This is a genomic window from Paenibacillus glucanolyticus (genome assembly GCF_037333485.1).
Lineage (GTDB): Bacteria > Bacillota > Bacilli > Paenibacillales > Paenibacillaceae > Paenibacillus_AQ > Paenibacillus_AQ glucanolyticus.
Genome location: NZ_CP147845.1, coordinates 3353285 through 3370881 on the forward strand (window position 1 = coordinate 3353285; position 17597 = coordinate 3370881).

Sequence of the window (17597 nt, forward strand, 5' to 3'; positions counted from 1 at the left end):
TTATGCTAACGGGCAGTGTAGTTCCAATAACATTTACCCTAAACTGGGTATATGTTAGGCTGGATGCATGGTTGGTGGCTGGGACTTTTTTGGAGTCAAAAGGTAAAATCACTATATTCGAGTGGAAGGATAGTGATCTATTTATGAAATCATTCCAAACAGAGCTTCATGTGTCTTACGAAACTCGACTTGCCCGTTATGCCAATGTATCTACTGCCTTAGCGTTGCTCAGTGATGAACGGCTTCGAGAGCGAGTGGAAGATGCTACGGTTCTTGCTACTGGCATCGGTGGTACAACGGCGTTATTGCAACTTGAAGACACGTCCATCTTCGTGAAAATAGTACCGCTAACGGAACTAGAAAGACGCACTCAGAATGTTATGTCCACTGGAAACCTATTCGAACTCCCTCCGTTTTGCCACTATGGCATAGGTTCGCCAGGTAGTAGCGTTTGGCGTGAGGTCGCCGCCCATACCATGACCACCAACTGGGTGCTGGCGAAACAGTGTGAGAGCTTTCCGTTAATGTATCACTGGCGGGTGTTACAAAGTCCGAAACGACGTATGCCAATCTCTGAGGAACTGAGCGATGTTTCCCGTATGGTTGAGTTTTGGGGTTCCCAGGCAGTGCGGGATCGTATCGAGGCGATTGAGCAATCCGTGGATAGTGTTGTACTGTTCTGCGAGTACGTTCCCCATAATCTGCAGGACTGGCTTACCGAACAGGTTGCTATTGGAGAGGCTGCATCCACCTCAGCGTTTGCCATGGTGGATTCCAACCTGCGGTCTGCTGTCTCGTTTATGAATGCGAATGGGTTACTACATTTCGATGTTCACTTTAGGAACGTTTTAACTGATGGACACCGTGTTTATATTTCGGACTTCGGACTTGCAACATCTTCACGCTTTGAGTTGTCCGATTGCGAATTGGAGTTTCTCGAATTGAACAAAGCCCATGATGGGTGTTATGTGGTGACAGAGTTCGTTAACTGGCTTGTAACGGTCTTAGGCAGTACAATGAATCGGACAGAACGTATAGACCTCATACGCCGATATGCTGAGGGTGACGAGTCGCCAGAGATGATGGAATCGGCAGCGGGGATTATTAAGCGGTACGCTCCAATAGCCATAGTGATGAATGATTTCTACACGAATCTCGTTGTGGAGAGCAGAGCTACTCCATTTCCAGTCGAGGAGATTCAACGAATCTGTGCAACAACTGGGTTCGAGCCGTAAGCTCATAGAGCTGTAATTGTGTAGATTACGCTCACGGGAAACGATAGTTCAACCAAGACGGCAGCCGGCCAGAAGGGGAGTTTTATTGAAATTGACTTCAAATTTTTACTAAAGAGGGAATGATCTATTTGGCAAAAACAATGTTCAACTTACAAGGCAGAAAAACGCAACGAACAGAGTTTTCCTGCGCCTATTAGTTGATTGGAGAAATATGAAAGGAGTTGAATGAGAAAGATGACAGCATCATTTTCACATAAGCCCGATGGATACGAATGTCCATTTTGTCGTGTGTGGGGTATCGAGCAACCGAATCAGGGAACAAAACAATGGGATATCATCTATCAGAATGAAAAGGCAACCGCATTTATAGCGAGCAAATGGTGGCCAAACAACAAAGGACATGTTCTTATTGTTCCTAATCAACATTTCGAGAACATCTTTGAGCTCCCGGCGGATTACGCTGTTGAAATTCACCGCGCGGCTCAGCTTACAGCGTTTGCCATGAAAAGTACATATGGATGTGATGGGATTTCTACGAGGCAACACAATGAGCCTGCTGGCAATCAAGACGTGTGGCATTATCATCTCCACGTTTACCCTAGATATGTGAATGATCAACTTTATCTGACTAAGGGTTCTCAGTCGGATCCAGATGAACGCGCTTTCTATGCTAATAAGTTACGTTCTTGGATAAAGGAAAACATATAAGGTCTAGTCATTCTTTTCTTTTTTCTATTTCTTTTTTTTGAAGAAATCGAACAAATCGAATTTGATCACATAATCAAAGAGAGAGGTAATTACAACAACTCCAAGTGGAATTATTGCGTATGCCCAAGGCGGATTATTTGGAGCTTCACCAGGGGGGGCATCAATTAAAATCTCAAAAAGGACAATACAATAAATTACGGCCAATACAATACCTGTTACGTTCCTATTTTTTTTCGGCATAGCTATTTCTAACCTCCCTTAAGATAACAGAACCTGAAAAATAAATCCTCTCATGAAAATTCAAAACTCACTATATTGTTTTGAATAAAAACCATAGATGTACGAACAAAGATCGCTATATAAATTAAGGACTTGGTCTACTTTAACATATTATAATACAGATCATTCATTTGATTTTGTAGCAGCAAGACGAATCTTTCTCCACTTTAAACAATCCACTTGAAGCGGCTCTAGAATTTTATCGAGGGACAAAAAAATATTCCATTGGAAGTCGCTAAATTGACGGCTTTTTCGAATTATCAGGCTAGCCAGAATCTTCTGGTTGGCCTTTTTTGTGGTCATTTTATATTTCGCATTCCTTAACATCGTTTGACATGGGAAGAGGCTTTTCTGAAGCTCGCCGCACTGAAACTTCAAGCGAGCACATGGTGGGGTTTGAACGAAGCAGCTTGACTTCTTACCGGCGCATTTTGCAGGATCAGGAGATAAAATCCGGGATTTAATGTGATCCAAGTATGCGCAATCGTCGTCCATGAGACGATTGTATAAAGAGAGTTTATTGGATTGATGTGGGGAAATGCGAGGTGGATACACATATATCAACTGTGAAACTGCTCTACGAACATAGGATTAAGTGAATCTTGTGGCGAATTCTCCGGGAGCATCCCGCCACAATTGAACAATGGGTAGAATAGTAGAGAAATTTGCAGCTTAGCTTGCCATTTTTACGAAAATTGCGCTAATTCCTTAAGAAGTGAAAGTTCAATTCATAAATTCATAAATATATATTTACGTGTATATACATATTGATATATATTAAGTTCATGAGAACAACAACTATGCAGTTAACGTTACTTACTCTTGCCGAACCCAATCGATTCAACATCGTTGAGTTGCTAAGAAATGGGCCCAAATCGGTAGGCGAAATCGTCCAAGCGCTAGGCATCAGCCAGCCGCACGTATCCCGTCATTTGCGCATCTTGAGCGAGGCTGGAATGGTACGCTCACGGAGCAAAGCACAATTGCGAATATACAGCCTCGAAGCTGGACCGTTCCAGGAGCTGGATGAATGGTTTGATTCCTTCAGCATTCTATGGGAAGAGCGTCTCGACAATTTTGAGGAGTATATGCTGGATTACAAGAAGAAGGAGGACCAATGACAGGTACCAACATTTTCATCGCGAGCTACATGCTGAATTACCGCGAAGTCTGGAACCAAAGGCTGGATTCCCTTGAAAACTACCTGAAAAGGATGACTGCAAATGAAAAGAAAAACTACCATTCGTAAAAACCGCGAGCTTAGAGAACTAACAGTCGAACGCAACATTGCGATGCCTGTCCATCTGGCATGGGAAGGCTGGACGGAGCCCAATCATATTACAAAATGGTGGGGGCCAAAGGGCTGGACGACAACCGTTTACGAAATGGATGTGCGGCCAGGTGGAGTGTGGCGGTATAGTCTTCAGGCGGAAGACAATAGCGGCGAGGCGGCCTATTGCAGAGCCACCTATGACGTAGTAGAGGCACCGGGCAAACTGGTGTACATAGACACTTTTGCCGACAGCGATTGGAATATGGTTCTGGATAGCGAAATGTATACGACCGTGTTGTTCGAGGAGAAAAGCGAGGGAACACGGATAAGCATCGTAACGCGATTCGCTACCAACGAACAATTGGACAACGCGGAAGCGATGGGCATGATTGAAGGATTCACCGATGCTTATGATCGACTGGAAGAATACTTAGAAACGTTAATAGGAGGCAACGACACAATGGAAACCGTTATTTCAAAAGATGGGACACACATCGCTTATACCAAACAAGGGACTGGTCCTGCAATCATCCTTATATCATCGGCGGCGGCTGACCATCAGGATGCTTCACCTTTAGCTGAGCACTTGTCTGTCAGCTTCACCGTATACAATTACGATCGTCGCGGACGAGGCCGCAGTACGGATACCTCACCCTACGAAACCGCACGTGAAGTGGAAGATATCGAGGCTTTAATTGCACTCGCCGGAGGACAGGCTTATTTGTTCGGAAGCTCATCCGGAGCCGTGTTGGCGCTTGAGGCCGCGAACTTGTTAGGAGATTCGGTTGCGAAGCTCTTCTTGTATGAACCGCCATTCATTATTAACGACAGCCGTAAACCTGTACCTAGTGACTACGTCGAACATTTGAATGCACTAATCAAAGCCGAGAAAAGGTCTGAAGCAGTCGAATATTTCGCATCCGAGGCTCTAGGCATCCCCGGAGAATACATCGGCTATATGAAAGCCGATCCTTCTTGGAACAAGATGGAGTCCCTGGCACATACGCTTGCTTATGATGGCATCATTATGGGAACGACGCAATCCGGGAACCCGCTGCCAGCCGGCAGATGGAACGTTACGGTTCCTACTTTGATTATGACGGGGGAAAACAGCGAACCGCTTTTCCATGACGCGGCACGCGCGCTTGTCGAGCTTCTACCAAAGGCTGCAGCTCATTCGCTCGCCGGTCAAGATCATTCCGCGGTTATCATGGCTCCTGATGTAGTAGCAAAAGCTGTAGCGGATTCCGAACAATAAGGAGGATGGGAGCATGACGAATCTTCAGACGCTTGATCGACTAGTCGGTTCTTGGCAAATCAGCGGCGGAGCAGAAGGAACAGTAACCTACGAGTGGATGGAAGGTGGACACTTTTTGATACAACGCGTCCATCTTTCCCAGAATGGACAAGAAGTGAAAGGGATCGAGATGATTGGGCATTTAAAACCCTTCGGCGAAAGCAAGAGTCCGGATATTCGGTCCCGATATTACGATACGTTAGGCAATACCTTCGATTATGTTTATGAGTTGGAAGGGGATTCGCTCGTCATTTGGGCTGGAGACAAAGGATCACTTAACTATTATAAAGGGACATTCCGCTCTGACGGAAACTCCCATTCGGGAGCATGGCATTATTCCGGCGAGGGAGGCTATGAATCGACGATGACGAGGGTCTCGCCAGCAGGAGGGATAGGCATTGGCTAAGCAGTTGGTCATGGTAAAATCTTTAACGATGACGGGCTCCAGGTTCGCCCTTGCGTCGATCATCGCTGGAGGATTGTTCGTGCTTCTCCTAAGCAGCCTTCATTTGCTGGAGCCCGAATTTGACCCGACATGGCGTTTTATCAGCGAATATGCTCTTGGCGACTTTGGTTGGATGATGCACCTGGCTTTTGGGCTGCTGGCTCTTGCTCAAATCAGTGTAGCAATTACGATTTTCCCGCATATTCGCACGGTTACGGGATACATAGGACTTGTTATTCTTGGGATCAGTGCAATAGGCGTTATAATCGCGGGCATCTTCGTGACCGATCCTATCACGGTTAGTCCTGATGATGCTACATTTAGCGGCAGCATGCACTCAATCGGAGCGATGCTGGACTACACGCCGGTAGCCGCATTATTGATTAGTCTTTCGTTAAGCCGACTTGATGTTTGGCGTCCTATGAAGAGAGTGCTGCTCACTAGCGCGATTATTGCAATCGTTGCGATGCTCCTATTTGTGATTCAAATTCCGCAAGACGGGCAATTTGGACCGGGGGTTTTGGCCGGTATGTTCGGACGATTCTTAATCTTGGCGGACATTGCGTGGCTGACTATTGTAGGGATTCATGCAACCAAGCTCGGAGCTTCTAAAAAAATGTAATCGAGGTAAATAGCGTTTCTATGCGTATACAAGTTTACCTCACCGCTTTCGTAGTGAATGTAAAGCAGATGGTCAAATTAACGAACAAAAGCAGCCCGCCCCCAGTTGAGGATGGACTGCTTTTTTTTGCAGCAATACCGTAGATTTTTCAATTCGGAACACTTGTTTAACAAAAAACGAGACTTTTGCGGGGCTCTTCTTTGGGAGTCTTTTTTTTGACTGCAAGCTACGAGTTAGATTTTGTCCCATCCCCCAGAGATTTGTTTTCATAAGGTTAACTCTATGTAAATGAGTGTTTCAAATTTTTTACAGGTAGATAATCATTCGATAACAATAGGCTTGTATGATGAATTTGGGTTTGCAAAAGGAGAGGCTAGACACTCGGTGAATCCGAATTATAAAAAGTGGGGGTATTTGATAGTGAAAAACAGATGGATGTTAACTGCAGTATTTGCATTAGGCGTAGGCCTTCTTGCAGGATGCGGTTCTAACGGAAACACGGCAAACAACGGAGCAGCAGCGGATAATACGACGCCTGCACCTCAGACGAATACGGCGCAAGAATCAACACCTTCTGCAACAGAGATCAAGGAGCTTAAGGTCAGCTTCGTTCCATCCAAGGACCCAGACCAAATCATTACGGCAACAGATCCATTGAAGGATCTTCTGAAAGAGCAATTGGCTACGGAAGGCTACAATGTGGAAAAGGTTACGATCGATGTAGGTACGACTTATGAGGCGGTTGGTGAGGCTTTGACGGCAGGGACGACGGACATCGGGTTCATCCCGGGCGGAACGTATGCCCTGTATGATGACGGTGCAGATGTGATTCTGACTGCTACCCGTGCGGGTCTGTCCAACGATTCCGACAATCCGAAGGATTGGAACGACAATAAACCGACGGCACCTACAGACGAGCAAGCAACCTACTACCGTTCGATTGCCATTGCTGGCCCAACGGATAAAGGTAAAGAGCTGGCAGCTAAGGTAAATGCAGGCGAATCCTTGACTTGGGAAGACCTGGACAGTGCAAACTGGGCAGTAATGTCCACTTCGTCTTCCGCGGGTTACATTTACCCGACACTGTGGCTTCAAAATAACTACAACAAGAGCATCACCGATCTGAAACATGTGGTGACTTCGGACTCTTACGGAAGCTCGTTCGCCCGTCTGGCGGCTGGTCAAGTGGATATCATTGTAGCTTTTGCTGATGCAAGAAGAGATTATGAAGAAAAATGGACAACCGAGTTCAGCCGTTCCGCTTCGATCTGGGATGAGACGAATGTGATCGGAGTTACGCAAGGAATCTATAACGATACAATCAGCGTAAGCAAAAACTCTTCGCTGATGGATGATCAATTCAAGTCTGCATTGCAAAAGGCCTTTATCGCCATTGCTCAAACAGACAAAGGAAAAGAAGTTATCGCCGTGTACAGTCATGAAGGCTACCAAGAAGCAAAATCCTCGGATTACGACAACGAGCGCAAGGCTCAAGAGCTGATCAAGAGTCAAAAGCAGTAATCCACGATCAAGGCGAGGAAGTTAGACGGAAGCTTTGGAATGAAATGAGTGCATCATGGCAACGTGATGCCCTCATTTTTTCACGTTTTTACGCAGACTAAAGGATCGGAGCTTATATGCCATGATTGAATTCAAACAGGTGGAGAAAAAATACGCAAACGGAACTACAGCCTTGAAAAATATTAATCTGTCCATCGAGCAGGGCGAATTCGTCGCCATCATCGGTCTCTCCGGTGCGGGGAAGTCTACACTGATCCGTTGCATTAATCGAATGCATGAGATTACCGGAGGCCAGCTCAATGTGGATGGCATAGATGTAGGGAAGCTGAAGGGCAGCCAGGTTCGCCGGTTCCGCCGGAGAATCGGCATGATTTTTCAATCCTTTAATCTGGTGACAAGAACTTCTGTGATCAAGAATGTATTGGTCTCCTTTGTCCCAGATCTGCCGTTGTGGCGCAAGCTGACTGGAATCTTCACTAAGGATCATAAGATCAAGGCGTTGGAGGCATTAGATAAAGTAGGCATCCTTGATAAGGCGTATATGCGTGTGGATCAGTTGTCCGGCGGTCAGCAGCAGCGGGTAGCACTGGCGCGGACGCTTGCTCAGAATCCGGATATTATTCTGGCGGATGAGCCGATTGCCTCGCTTGATCCGGTGACATCCCGGATGGTCATGGATGATTTCAAACGTATTAATCAGGAGATGAACATCTCGGTGATTATGAATATTCACCATGTCGAGGTAGCACTGGAATATGCCGACCGCATTATTGGCATTCGCCAGGGCGAGGTTGTTTTTGACGGGGAGGCTTCCGGGGTCACAACGGCAGTACTTGGCGAAATTTACGGCGGCCGTTTTGAGGAGGAAATGTCAGTCCAAGCGGAGGCCGAGATTGCTTATGTATGACAAACTATTTCCACCTAAAAAGGTTGCTCTTCCGAACGGCAAGATCGTTCTGGAGAAACGCTCCCGCACACCACTGATTCTATTGCTCCTCCTTGTGGCAGTTGCTCTGTCCGTGGAATTTACGAATTTTAATCTAAACGTGTTGTTTGTGCGAATAGGCAAGCTGTTCGGGATGATTGGCGAAATGTTTCCGCCGGATTGGGCGTACTTTCCTAAATTGTGGGGGGCGCTTGTAGACACCCTGCAGATGTCGCTTATCGGCTCCATGATCGGCGCGCTGCTTGCGCTGCCTATAGCGATTTTGGCCTCCTCCAATGTCGTTCCAAACCGGTTGGTGACAGCCTTCTTTAAGATTATTCTGAGTCTGCTGCGTACCTTGCCAACCCTGGTCACCGCCTTGATTGCTACCTTTATCTTTGGCTTGGGGCCAACCGCGGGCGTGGTAGCCATTCTGCTGTTTACGCTGTCTTATGTAGGCAAGCTGCTGTATGAGCAGATCGAAAATGTGGATATGGGTCCATTTGAAGCGATGGAATCCATCGGTATGACAAGAATTCAGGCATTTCGCTATGCCATGTTTCCACAGGTGCTGCCAAGCTATTTGTCCAATTCGCTGTTCTGCTTTGAGGGGAATGTACGTTATGCGGCGATCCTGGGATACGTGGGTGCAGGCGGAGTTGGCCTGTTGATTAAAGAAGATTTGGGCTGGCGTGATTATCAGAATGTAGGGATGATCATTTTGGCATTGGTCATCACGGTTTATCTGATCGAGACGACTAGTGAGCATTTCCGTAAAAAGCTGATTTGATGAAAGAGAGGAGGTTAGTTTAGTGACGACGATTGAGAAGCAACTTCAGGCCCAACCTCGTAATATGCGGTATGTGCTGACGCTTACGGTGATTATTATTGCACTGTTTGCTTGGTCGCTTGCTGCTGTTAATTTGAAGGATATCAATCAGAGCGGTCTCAAAATCGCTCAGAATATAATAACGGGAATTTTGAATCCTGACTTGAACTTGCTCTTGAGCGTTTCAAAACAGAGCGTATTGTATTTGCTGCTTGAGACGGTAGCCATTGCATTTTTGGGGACCATTGTAGGGGCGATCTTATCCGTTCCGCTTGCCTTTCTGGCTGCTTCGAATATCGTACCCAAGCCGGTGGCTTGGCTTACCCGCCTGCTGCTGATCTTCATCCGGACGATTCCTGCCCTCGTGTATGGCTTGATGTTCATCCGCGTCTCCGGTCCTGGACCGTTCTCAGGTGTGATGACGATAGGGATTACGTCGGTCGGAATGCTGTCCAAGCTGTATGTGGATGCTATTGAGGAGCTCGATACCAAGGTGCTTGAGTCCATGACCTCGATTGGCTGCACGACCTTTGAAAAAGTACGCTACGGCATCTTGCCGCAATTGATGTCGTTGTTCCTCTCGGTAATGATTTACCGGTTCGATATGAATATGCGCGAAGCATCTATCCTGGGCTTGGTTGGAGCAGGAGGGATCGGTGCCCCGCTGATCTTTGCCATGAACGGGTATAAGTGGAATCAGGTCGGGGCGATTCTGATCGGATTGGTTATACTGATTCTGATCATCGAGTGGATATCCAACAAGCTTCGGACTAAGCTGGTAAAAGGATAAGCGGGAGACAGGCTGCTGGTGCTGCCTAGTTGCCCTAAAAGCAACTAATTCGGCGTTTCCGATGAGGAAATTCGCCACCAACTCTAACTGAAAAAGGGCGACGTCAGAGAATGTGTCTCTGGCGCCGCCTTTTTCATTGTGGATTTAGGGGAAGAGACTGCCTAATAAGCTCAGTAAACAACCTCCCAATTATGATTGCAAGTCGCCTGGATCACGCCCACCCGGGAAATGTAATCTGCAAGAATCTCTGTCATATCGGTCGGAATTTCACGAACCACAGGCGCGTCCTTCAGCATGTCGAAGTTACCGCCACCGCCAGCCCGGTAGCTGTTCATGACAACATCGAAGCTTTCATCCGGATCCACAGGCGTTCCGTGGCGTTCCAATCTGACCACCCGCTGCCCGGCGGGCCTTGAGATATCGAGCGTATAGTCGATACCTTCCCACATATCATAATTGAAATGCTGCGGCTTTGGCTCCAGATAAGACGGCGCAATGCACAGTCCATCACCGGTCTCATTCACCTCAAAGTACTCAGCAGTCTGCTCCAGCATGGCTCGGATGTCGCTTCCCCTCATGCGGATAACCTTTAACGTATTAGGATAAATGTAGTTGGACACCACATCCCGCATGGTAATGATTTCTCCGAAGCCTCTGGCTTCATTGGTAAAGATGGCAGCCAGAGAGAGCTCAGCCCCGGTCACCTCCATCTGAATCCGATTTATCATTTCCGTAAAGGCATGATCTGCCTGGCGAGCTGTGAACGGATCGGGAATCGAGAGATCTCCCTCGGTGCGGCCTATGGGTTGATCGAGCCAATGCTGCGTTTGCCGTTCATCCTCAGCAAATAGAGCCAGAAAATCCTCATCCGCCTGATCCTCTTCATCTACAAGAAGCAATGAGGAAGATTTGCCCGATAGCCGCCATCCCTTCTCTGGAACCGCCTGAAATTCAAGCTCTACCTTTGCAATCGCTTGTCCGGCACTGCCAGGCTGCGTAATGACTACCCCGTTAATCTCCCCGTTTAACAGGCGGTGCTGGTGGCCGGTGAGCAGTATGTCGACACCCTGGATTGTTTCACATATAGCATAGCCTTGATTTTCACCGGTTAAGGGTTCGGTCGCTTCACCAGTCATGGGATCGCGTTCGAAGCCCCCGTGATAGCTCAAAATCACCGCATCCGGCTGTTCCGTCGAACGAATCTTGTCTACCCAGTACTTGGCAGCATCCAGCGCATCCATAAAGGACAAGCCTTCGATGTGATTCGGCTCCTCCCAATTCGGAATAAAGTGGGTGGTAAGTCCGAGCAGGGCGATGCGAATGCCTTGCGGAAGCTCAAAGATCCGATATGGCTTGCCGAATGCAGGCTTTCCGTCAGTCTTGTTTACAATGTTAGCAGATAACCATGGACAATCGGAATCACGGATCGCCTGTCGAAGCAGCTCCTGTCCGTAATTGAACTCGTGATTCCCAAGCACAGCTGCATCATATCCAAGTGCATGAAGCGCTCGGGCTGCAGGATGCAGACCGTGGCGGTTTAACTTGGCATAGTGATACATCAGCGGCGTTCCTTGAAGCAAGTCTCCGTTGTCAATCAGGAGCAGATTGGTGCTCCGGCTTCTCTCTTTCTGAATCAGACCTGACAGCTTGGCAAGGCCAAGCGGCTTGTCGCCAGGGCCACGGTAATCGGTCGGATACAGGTGACCGTGAATATCGCTCGTATGCAGAATCGTCAGATTTATAGAATTCATAGATGTCATCAATGGCTGCCTCCCATGCTGATCAGATAAATGTGGAACTTAAATGGAATACAGCTATTATAAACAACTACTTACGTGTCATGGTAAACGCAGTGTTATTTTTGAAGAACACAGATAAAAAAGAAAACGGTATCGGAAGCCTATGCTACTTAGCGTTCACCTTTGTGAGCGGATGTTTACTCGATGATGGGATTAGTGCAATCAGAGAAATCCGGGAACAACAGCGATCGTAAGAACAACACTTCACACGTTGGTTGCCCCTAGCGTAAACTCATGAGTTCAACTGATATAGGTATATAAATTTCTTTTAATTTTACGTAACCTGGCTTTTAAGCTAATAATCACATGTAAAAATAAGGGTGTAAAACTACTCTAAATCTCATGGGAGGGAAATTATGAGCAGAAAGCTGGTTGGACTTGGAAAGAAGATCGGGACGAAGTGGTTGGGGATCGGACTTGCTGTATCCTTGGCATTTACGATTCAACTGGAACTGGGTGCGATACTCGCACCCGTGCATGCCGAGGGTCCGAACGATCCCGCACCCTTTATTGCTGCCAAAGTGGTAAATGAGAATGCCGGCAAGAAAATTCTTTTTGACAACGCTCATGCCCAGACCGCAGGTGCTGCAGACTGGGTTATTGACGGCGGATTTTCCGATTTTGGACAAGCACTGGCTGCTGACGGATTTGATGTCGCCGAGCTGCGCAAGTCAACGCCGATTTCTTACAGCGATCTACGCGGCTATTCCGTATTTGTTATTGCTGAGCCGAACGTTCCCTTCAAGCAGAGCGAGCAGGCTGCGATGGAGCAATATGTACAAAATGGAGGAAGTATTTTCTTCATTGGCGACCACTATAATGCTGACCGTAACAAGAACCGCTGGGATGGCTCCGAGGCGATCAACGGGTATCGCAGAGGGGCTTGGGAGGATCCGGCTAAGGGCATGAGTTCGGAAGAGAGAAACTCAGAGGCGATGCAAGACGTCGTCAGCTCGGATTGGCTCGCAGACCATTTCGGAGTTCGCTTCCGGTATAACGCATTGGGTGATATCACAGCTAATCATATTGTAGAACCGGATCAGGCCTTTGGAATCACCGAGGGAGTTGACGGAATTGCGATGCATGCCGGTTCTACACTAGCGATTACCGATCCGGCCAAGGCCAAGGGCATTGTGTATCTTCCGCAGACGAATGAGTCATGGGGAAATGCGGTCGATCAGGGCGTATATAACGGCGGCGGCATGGAGGAGGGACCTTATGTTGCCGTAGCCAAGGTTGGGTTGGGTAAAGCGGCCTTTATCGGTGATTCCTCTCCGGTAGAAGATGCCACACCAAAGTATTTGCGCGAAGAAACAGGAGCTAAAAAGACAACCTATGATGGCTTTAAGGAGCAGGATGATGCCGTTTTGTTAGTCAATATGATCAATTGGCTGGCTGATCAGGAGAGTTATACAAGTCTGGCACAAGTCGGTGACCTTCAATTGGATGAGGTAACAGAGCTGCATTCCTTCGAAGCGCCACAGGCTTCAACGGAGCCTCAGTCTGAACCTTGGTCTACGCCGGCCGCGGGTTATAAATGGTGGGACAGATCGACCTTCAAGCCGGGTTCTTACGGCGGTGCTACAGTGAGCGCATCGCCAGTCTATAGCTTTGTTCACCAATCCGTTTTACCGAATGCAGCAGAGTTTCAAATCCGTGTTCTTATCGAGAACCTGCCTGCCAATTCAACGGTGACCGGATTTAGCGCAGGGATCTATTTGACGGGTGGAACCCAGGTAGCTATGACGCAAAGAGCGGACGGAACCTGGCCAACCGCGTATGGATATGGGGACACCTTCAGCTTGACCGCCGATAGTCAAGGGCGAGCTTATAAGGATCTGACGATACGCGTCAAGCCAGGCACTTCCGGGGGAGCCAATCTTCGATTGCGCCAGAACGGCAATAATCTGTTGACCCAATCCGTGACTTTAGGTAACGTGCCTGCCGAGCCATTGCCGGATGCAGGCAGCTCGATTCCGGAATTGATTACGATAGCGGAAGGAAGAAGCAAGCCAGAAGGAAGTCTGATCACGGTTCAAGGTACTGTAACGACTGAACCAGGGATCTATGGAGGACAAACCTTCTATTTGCAGGATGCTACCGGCGGAGTCTATGTGTATCAGAGCAGCACGGGGTTTCATCAAGGCGATGTGGTAAAGCTTACAGCCTCAACCACCCTTTATAACACAGAGCTGGAATTAGCGAGCCCGGTCTTAATCGAAAAGGTGGGTACGGAGGAACTGCCGGAGGCGGTTAAGGTCGACTCTGTAAATGCTGCCAATCAAGGCCAACTGATTGCACTTCAGCAGGTGAAAATCACGAATATCATTACGGCATCCCCATCGGGCTCCTTCGAATTTGATGCGATCAGCGCGAGTGGGGTCAGCAACCACGTCCGCGTGGATGTTAGAACTGGGCTGAGCTTGGGCGATTTTCCTTATGAAGAAGGACAAATTGTCAATCTTCAAGGTGTATCCTCGATCTTTAAAGACGTATATCAATTGAAGGTTCGGGGAATAAGCGATATTTCACTTTCTCAGGCGAACGTTCCTCCGGAAACCTCTGCCGCTCTATCGGAGCAGCCGAACTCGAACGGTTGGATTAACCGGAATGTGACCCTTACTTTGACGGCTACAGGTCCGGAGCCGGCATCGACCATCTATTGGTTGAATGACGGAGCTGAGTCCGAATACTCGGGTCCTGTGGTTGTCGACAGAGAGGGAATCAACATCATTCAATACTACTCTTCTGCCGGTGATGTGACTGAAGAGGTGAAGACGATGGAAATCAAATTGGATAAGACAGCCCCTGCCGTGACGTTGACTCAATCGGGGAGCCGAATCGGAGACGTATGGGAGCAGGATAACCTGAAGTTTGAGCTTCACAGCACGGACGAGATCTCCGGCGTCATTACCCAGAAGGTCCTACTGGACGGACAACTGATTGAAGAGGGTCAGACGATCAGCGCCAAGGAGCTGGGAGCAGGAGAGCATGTCATTGAATACCGCGTAGAGGACGCCGCAGGCAACGTGGCCTCAGACCGGGCTGTATTCCAGGTGAAGCAGCCGAATGCCGCCGCAGCGCCGGGCATACCTGTACTGTCAGACAATAATGGTTATAGTACAGGCCTTCGAGACGGAAATTATAAGGTGACGATGAATTTGTGGTGGGGAAATAACGGCTCGGAGTTCAAACTGTATGAAGACGGCGTACTGATTCAAACCATCCCATTGAAAGAGGCTTCTCCCTCGATGCAGACGGCTTCTGTCGATATTAAGGGAAAGGCCAATGGCGTATATACGTATGTCGGCGAATTGGTCAATGCATGGGGCGTATCGCAGTCGGAGCCGCTTCGCGTAATGGTGACGGATGCTTCGCCGGGCAAGCCCGTATTGTCGCACGATAATTGGGACGGAGATGGCAGCTATCTGATTAGCGCCAACCTGTGGTGGGGGACGAATGCTGCCGAATACCGTCTCTATGAGAACGGCGTACTGATCGACACCCAGGATTTGACCAACACTTCGCCTGGTATGCAGGCGGCTGTCACGGAAATCCATGATCGGGCGCCAGGTACTTACGAATATTATGCCGAATGGATCAATGCTGCAGGCGTAACGCAAAGCGACCGTATTCAGGTCCGCGTCGGAGCATCGGGTTTCAAGCCGCAGCAGGCCGCTTAATTCATTTTATAGGATGACTCGTGAAAGGCCGATCGGACCGGGGGAGCTCGGAGCCGATTGGCCTTTCTTGTCCTGTGAGGAAATAGAACATAATCTCATAGAAAGTCGCTAATTTAGCGGCTTTTTGTTTTATTCGTACAAGTTCTTGTCCCGATTGCCGAATAGGACAAAAACACGATCGATTACCGATAGTATCTAACTGAATTATACAGCTATTTCATTAAATTAACTGGCAGGATAGTTTAATCGCGTCTCGAATATTTTATCAGTTGGATAATTGAATGAACTGTGTGAATATAACGTTGTCTGAATGATACGTAAATCTTATATCCGAGGGTGATTTGTTTGAAGCAAGGACTCATCGTGTTTATGAACGGAACTTCAAGTTCAGGAAAGACTAGTATTTCTATGGAACTGAAAAATCAGAAAGAGATTCCTTTTCATCATTTATCCATAGACGATTTTTTTGGTAATTACGATGATTTTATTGATACTAAATTTCCAGATATTGAACCTACAAGAGAAGTGGATGATGTCGGACAAATACTTTTTGATCCCATAATGTCAGTGTACTATGCAACAATTAAATTGTTTTCAGAAATGGGTTTGAATGTCATCGTCGATACCGTAATCGACAATGACAAGCGGTTTAATGATTATCTTGATGTACTTTTTGATCATCCTACATTATTCGTAGGTGTCCTATGCTCGAAAGAAGAACTCACAAGAAGAGAGCAAATACGAGGAGATCGACAGATTGGACTAGCAAGTTCCCAGTTCGACAAAGTATATTGTTTTAATGAATATGACCTTGAGGTAAATACGGAAGAGCTGAATCCAACAGAATGTGCCGAAAAGATATTAAGTTTTATTAAGTCCGATAAGGATTACTCGGCATTTAAGAAATTAGGTAAAAGAGATATACGTGTTTCATAGAAGGCGAATTCATCAGATAACAACGTATTCAAGCATCGAGGATATCGCCATCCCTCGGTCTGCCCGTGGGATTTGTTCTTGGATGTGAGGCTTGCATATGTGACCAAGTATCCATTTTATTAAATTGAGGTAACTGAAGGACATCAGGAAAAAGGCTCTTTCGCGAGAGAATAGTTCAATCACGACTTAATTACCCCAGGAGAACCCATGGACCCGCAAATTAAACTACTGTTTCTGGATGAACAAGCCACGGAAGGTGCCGCGTGATTCGGTTTGATCCTCGAGGAGCTTGGAGATACACCGAGATTTTGGCATTCATGTACGGAAAATTAACAATATATTGATTTTCTTTACATATTTGCACAGCTTATTAAATGACTCTTCTATGCGTAGATTTTTAGACATTATTAGAAGATTTTTCCTACAGTGAATGAAGACAGCTCATTAATGGGCAGCTCATTGGGGCGATTGGAGCGGTTAGGTAGAATGAATCATAAAAATTTTTGTGAAATGCTTGTAAATAGGAGATGTGATTGACACTGTGACACTATTTTATTATATTGCTGCAAGCCATGAACTTCCAACAGGCTCGTTCGGACAGAAAAAAACGGTTATGACGATTAATGATTACGTAACGAATGTGAATCCTGCTGCTAAGGATCAACGCAATATGCAAATACTACTGGAGAAATACCCAAAAGGGGAGAAGTTAATGGAGGTTTACGATTCGGAAGAGGATGCAGCCGGTATATTTATAACCGGGCCCATAACCATACAAGCTTCGCATCTTTTCCGTCATCCATTTGTTTACCAAGTGAATCCTGAAGGTGGTTCATTCAAGATTAACGAAGAAATTAAACAATCTCATCCCATTTCATACCAGACTAGCAAAAAGTGCTTAATAGAGCTATTCGAGTATTTACACCGTAATATGGAACTAGGTGAAGACTCAGAGCTGTATTCTTGCTGGGCATCTGGAAAGGAGAGATTCCTGGATGCTCCTAAAAAGGAACTTGATCTTGTGATTGAACTATCCTCATTTCGATTGGAGAATGAGTTTGAGTGGAAAGAACGTCAGTATATAAGGATAAAGAAGTAAGTAAGGTACAGTTTTCCTTTACGTTAACGGGAAACGGATGCCGAGATCATCGGCAGTCTGTTAAGCTAGTTTTATTGTCGATGGACAACAACATGATTCCAATAAAAGTCGCTAATTTAGCGGCTTTTTTTGTTTTATCGGTACAAGATTTGTCTT

General features: G+C 46.9%; 15 protein-coding genes. 13 read left to right on the top strand and 2 right to left on the bottom strand.

Features of this window, described 5'->3' with window-relative positions:
• Positions 1-476 precede the first annotated feature (476 nt).
• Positions 477-1235 carry a protein kinase domain-containing protein gene (locus WDY75_RS15840; RefSeq protein WP_228030158.1) on the top strand — a complete coding sequence of 253 codons (759 nt, stop codon included), beginning with the start codon at positions 477-479 and terminating at the stop codon, positions 1233-1235.
• Positions 1236-1469: 234 nt separating this feature from the next.
• On the top strand, positions 1470-1943 hold the full coding sequence (locus WDY75_RS15845; protein ID WP_036639099.1) for an HIT family protein: 474 nt from the start codon (positions 1470-1472) through the stop codon (positions 1941-1943).
• A gap of 24 nt (positions 1944-1967) precedes the next feature.
• Here WDY75_RS15845 and WDY75_RS15850 read toward each other — a convergent pair whose 3' ends face one another.
• The gene (locus WDY75_RS15850; protein ID WP_006210165.1) at positions 1968-2183 is read right to left on the bottom strand and encodes a hypothetical protein; all 216 of its coding nucleotides are present in this window, start codon (positions 2181-2183) and stop codon (positions 1968-1970) included.
• An 839-nt stretch (positions 2184-3022) separates the two neighbouring features.
• Here WDY75_RS15850 and WDY75_RS15855 point away from each other — a divergent pair.
• The 8 genes from WDY75_RS15855 (at position 3023) to phnE (WDY75_RS15890) (ending at position 9924) form a co-directional block, all read left to right on the top strand.
• Positions 3023-3343, top strand: coding sequence for an ArsR/SmtB family transcription factor (locus WDY75_RS15855; protein WP_006210164.1), 321 nt, complete (start codon positions 3023-3025; stop codon positions 3341-3343).
• Positions 3344-3445: 102 nt separating this feature from the next.
• Positions 3446-4753 carry an alpha/beta fold hydrolase gene (locus WDY75_RS15860; protein ID WP_231888081.1) on the top strand — a complete coding sequence of 436 codons (1308 nt, stop codon included), beginning with the start codon at positions 3446-3448 and terminating at the stop codon, positions 4751-4753.
• A gap of 13 nt (positions 4754-4766) precedes the next feature.
• Positions 4767-5198 carry a hypothetical protein gene (locus tag WDY75_RS15865; protein ID WP_063479616.1) on the top strand — a complete coding sequence of 144 codons (432 nt, stop codon included), beginning with the start codon at positions 4767-4769 and terminating at the stop codon, positions 5196-5198.
• A complete protein-coding gene (locus tag WDY75_RS15870) occupies positions 5191-5859 on the top strand; it encodes a DUF998 domain-containing protein (RefSeq protein ID WP_063479615.1) in 669 nt (222 codons plus the stop codon). Before WDY75_RS15865 ends, WDY75_RS15870 begins: the two co-directional genes overlap by 8 nt.
• A 420-nt stretch (positions 5860-6279) precedes the next feature.
• A complete protein-coding gene (locus WDY75_RS15875) occupies positions 6280-7380 on the top strand; it encodes a phosphate/phosphite/phosphonate ABC transporter substrate-binding protein (protein ID WP_370511124.1) in 1101 nt (366 codons plus the stop codon).
• Positions 7381-7501: 121 nt separating this feature from the next.
• The gene (gene phnC / locus WDY75_RS15880) at positions 7502-8287 is read left to right on the top strand and encodes a phosphonate ABC transporter ATP-binding protein (protein ID WP_036639109.1); all 786 of its coding nucleotides are present in this window, start codon (positions 7502-7504) and stop codon (positions 8285-8287) included.
• Positions 8280-9095: a phosphonate ABC transporter, permease protein PhnE gene (gene phnE, locus WDY75_RS15885; protein ID WP_006210157.1), complete on the top strand. Its 816-nt coding sequence runs from the start codon at positions 8280-8282 to the stop codon at positions 9093-9095. Before phnC ends, phnE (WDY75_RS15885) begins: the two co-directional genes overlap by 8 nt.
• A 22-nt stretch (positions 9096-9117) precedes the next feature.
• Positions 9118-9924 (top strand): phosphonate ABC transporter, permease protein PhnE, encoded by an 807-nt coding sequence (gene phnE, locus WDY75_RS15890; protein WP_006210156.1) that lies wholly within the window; start codon positions 9118-9120, stop codon positions 9922-9924.
• Between the two features lie 170 nt (positions 9925-10094).
• On the opposite strand, the gene WDY75_RS15895 is transcribed toward phnE (WDY75_RS15890), so the two are convergent.
• Positions 10095-11684, bottom strand: coding sequence for a bifunctional metallophosphatase/5'-nucleotidase (locus WDY75_RS15895; protein WP_063479614.1), 1590 nt, complete (start codon positions 11682-11684; stop codon positions 10095-10097).
• Positions 11685-12079: 395 nt separating this feature from the next.
• On the opposite strand from WDY75_RS15895, the gene WDY75_RS15900 reads away from it, so the two are divergent.
• The 3 genes from WDY75_RS15900 to WDY75_RS15910 all read left to right on the top strand — a co-directional run bounded on the left by WDY75_RS15900 (position 12080) and on the right by WDY75_RS15910 (position 17441).
• Positions 12080-15406, top strand: a complete 3327-nt coding sequence (locus WDY75_RS15900) for a chitinase N-terminal domain-containing protein (RefSeq protein ID WP_063479613.1) — start codon at positions 12080-12082, stop codon at positions 15404-15406.
• A gap of 345 nt (positions 15407-15751) precedes the next feature.
• Entirely contained in the window at positions 15752-16342 is a 591-nt protein-coding gene (locus WDY75_RS15905) for a chloramphenicol phosphotransferase CPT family protein (protein ID WP_063479612.1), read from the top strand.
• A gap of 541 nt (positions 16343-16883) precedes the next feature.
• On the top strand, positions 16884-17441 hold the full coding sequence (locus WDY75_RS15910) for a hypothetical protein (protein WP_063479611.1): 558 nt from the start codon (positions 16884-16886) through the stop codon (positions 17439-17441).
• The last annotated feature ends 156 nt before the right edge of the window (positions 17442-17597 follow it).

What these genes read in the sequence shown, in the direction of transcription:
- WDY75_RS15845 (WP_036639099.1), top strand. Translation starts at nt 1,470, where the DNA reads ATGACAGCATCATTTTCACATAAGCCCGATGGATACGAATGTCCATTT.
- WDY75_RS15865 (WP_063479616.1), top strand. Translation starts at nt 4,767, where the DNA reads ATGACGAATCTTCAGACGCTTGATCGACTAGTCGGTTCTTGGCAAATC.
- phnE (WP_006210157.1), top strand. Translation starts at nt 8,280, where the DNA reads ATGTATGACAAACTATTTCCACCTAAAAAGGTTGCTCTTCCGAACGGC.
- WDY75_RS15850 (WP_006210165.1), bottom strand. Translation starts at nt 2,183, where the DNA reads ATGCCGAAAAAAAATAGGAACGTAACAGGTATTGTATTGGCCGTAATT.
- phnC (WP_036639109.1), top strand. Translation starts at nt 7,502, where the DNA reads ATGATTGAATTCAAACAGGTGGAGAAAAAATACGCAAACGGAACTACA.
- WDY75_RS15900 (WP_063479613.1), top strand. Translation starts at nt 12,080, where the DNA reads ATGAGCAGAAAGCTGGTTGGACTTGGAAAGAAGATCGGGACGAAGTGG.
- WDY75_RS15895 (WP_063479614.1), bottom strand. Translation starts at nt 11,684, where the DNA reads ATGACATCTATGAATTCTATAAATCTGACGATTCTGCATACGAGCGAT.
- WDY75_RS15860 (WP_231888081.1), top strand. Translation starts at nt 3,446, where the DNA reads ATGAAAAGAAAAACTACCATTCGTAAAAACCGCGAGCTTAGAGAACTA.
- WDY75_RS15840 (WP_228030158.1), top strand. Translation starts at nt 477, where the DNA reads ATGACCACCAACTGGGTGCTGGCGAAACAGTGTGAGAGCTTTCCGTTA.
- WDY75_RS15855 (WP_006210164.1), top strand. Translation starts at nt 3,023, where the DNA reads ATGCAGTTAACGTTACTTACTCTTGCCGAACCCAATCGATTCAACATC.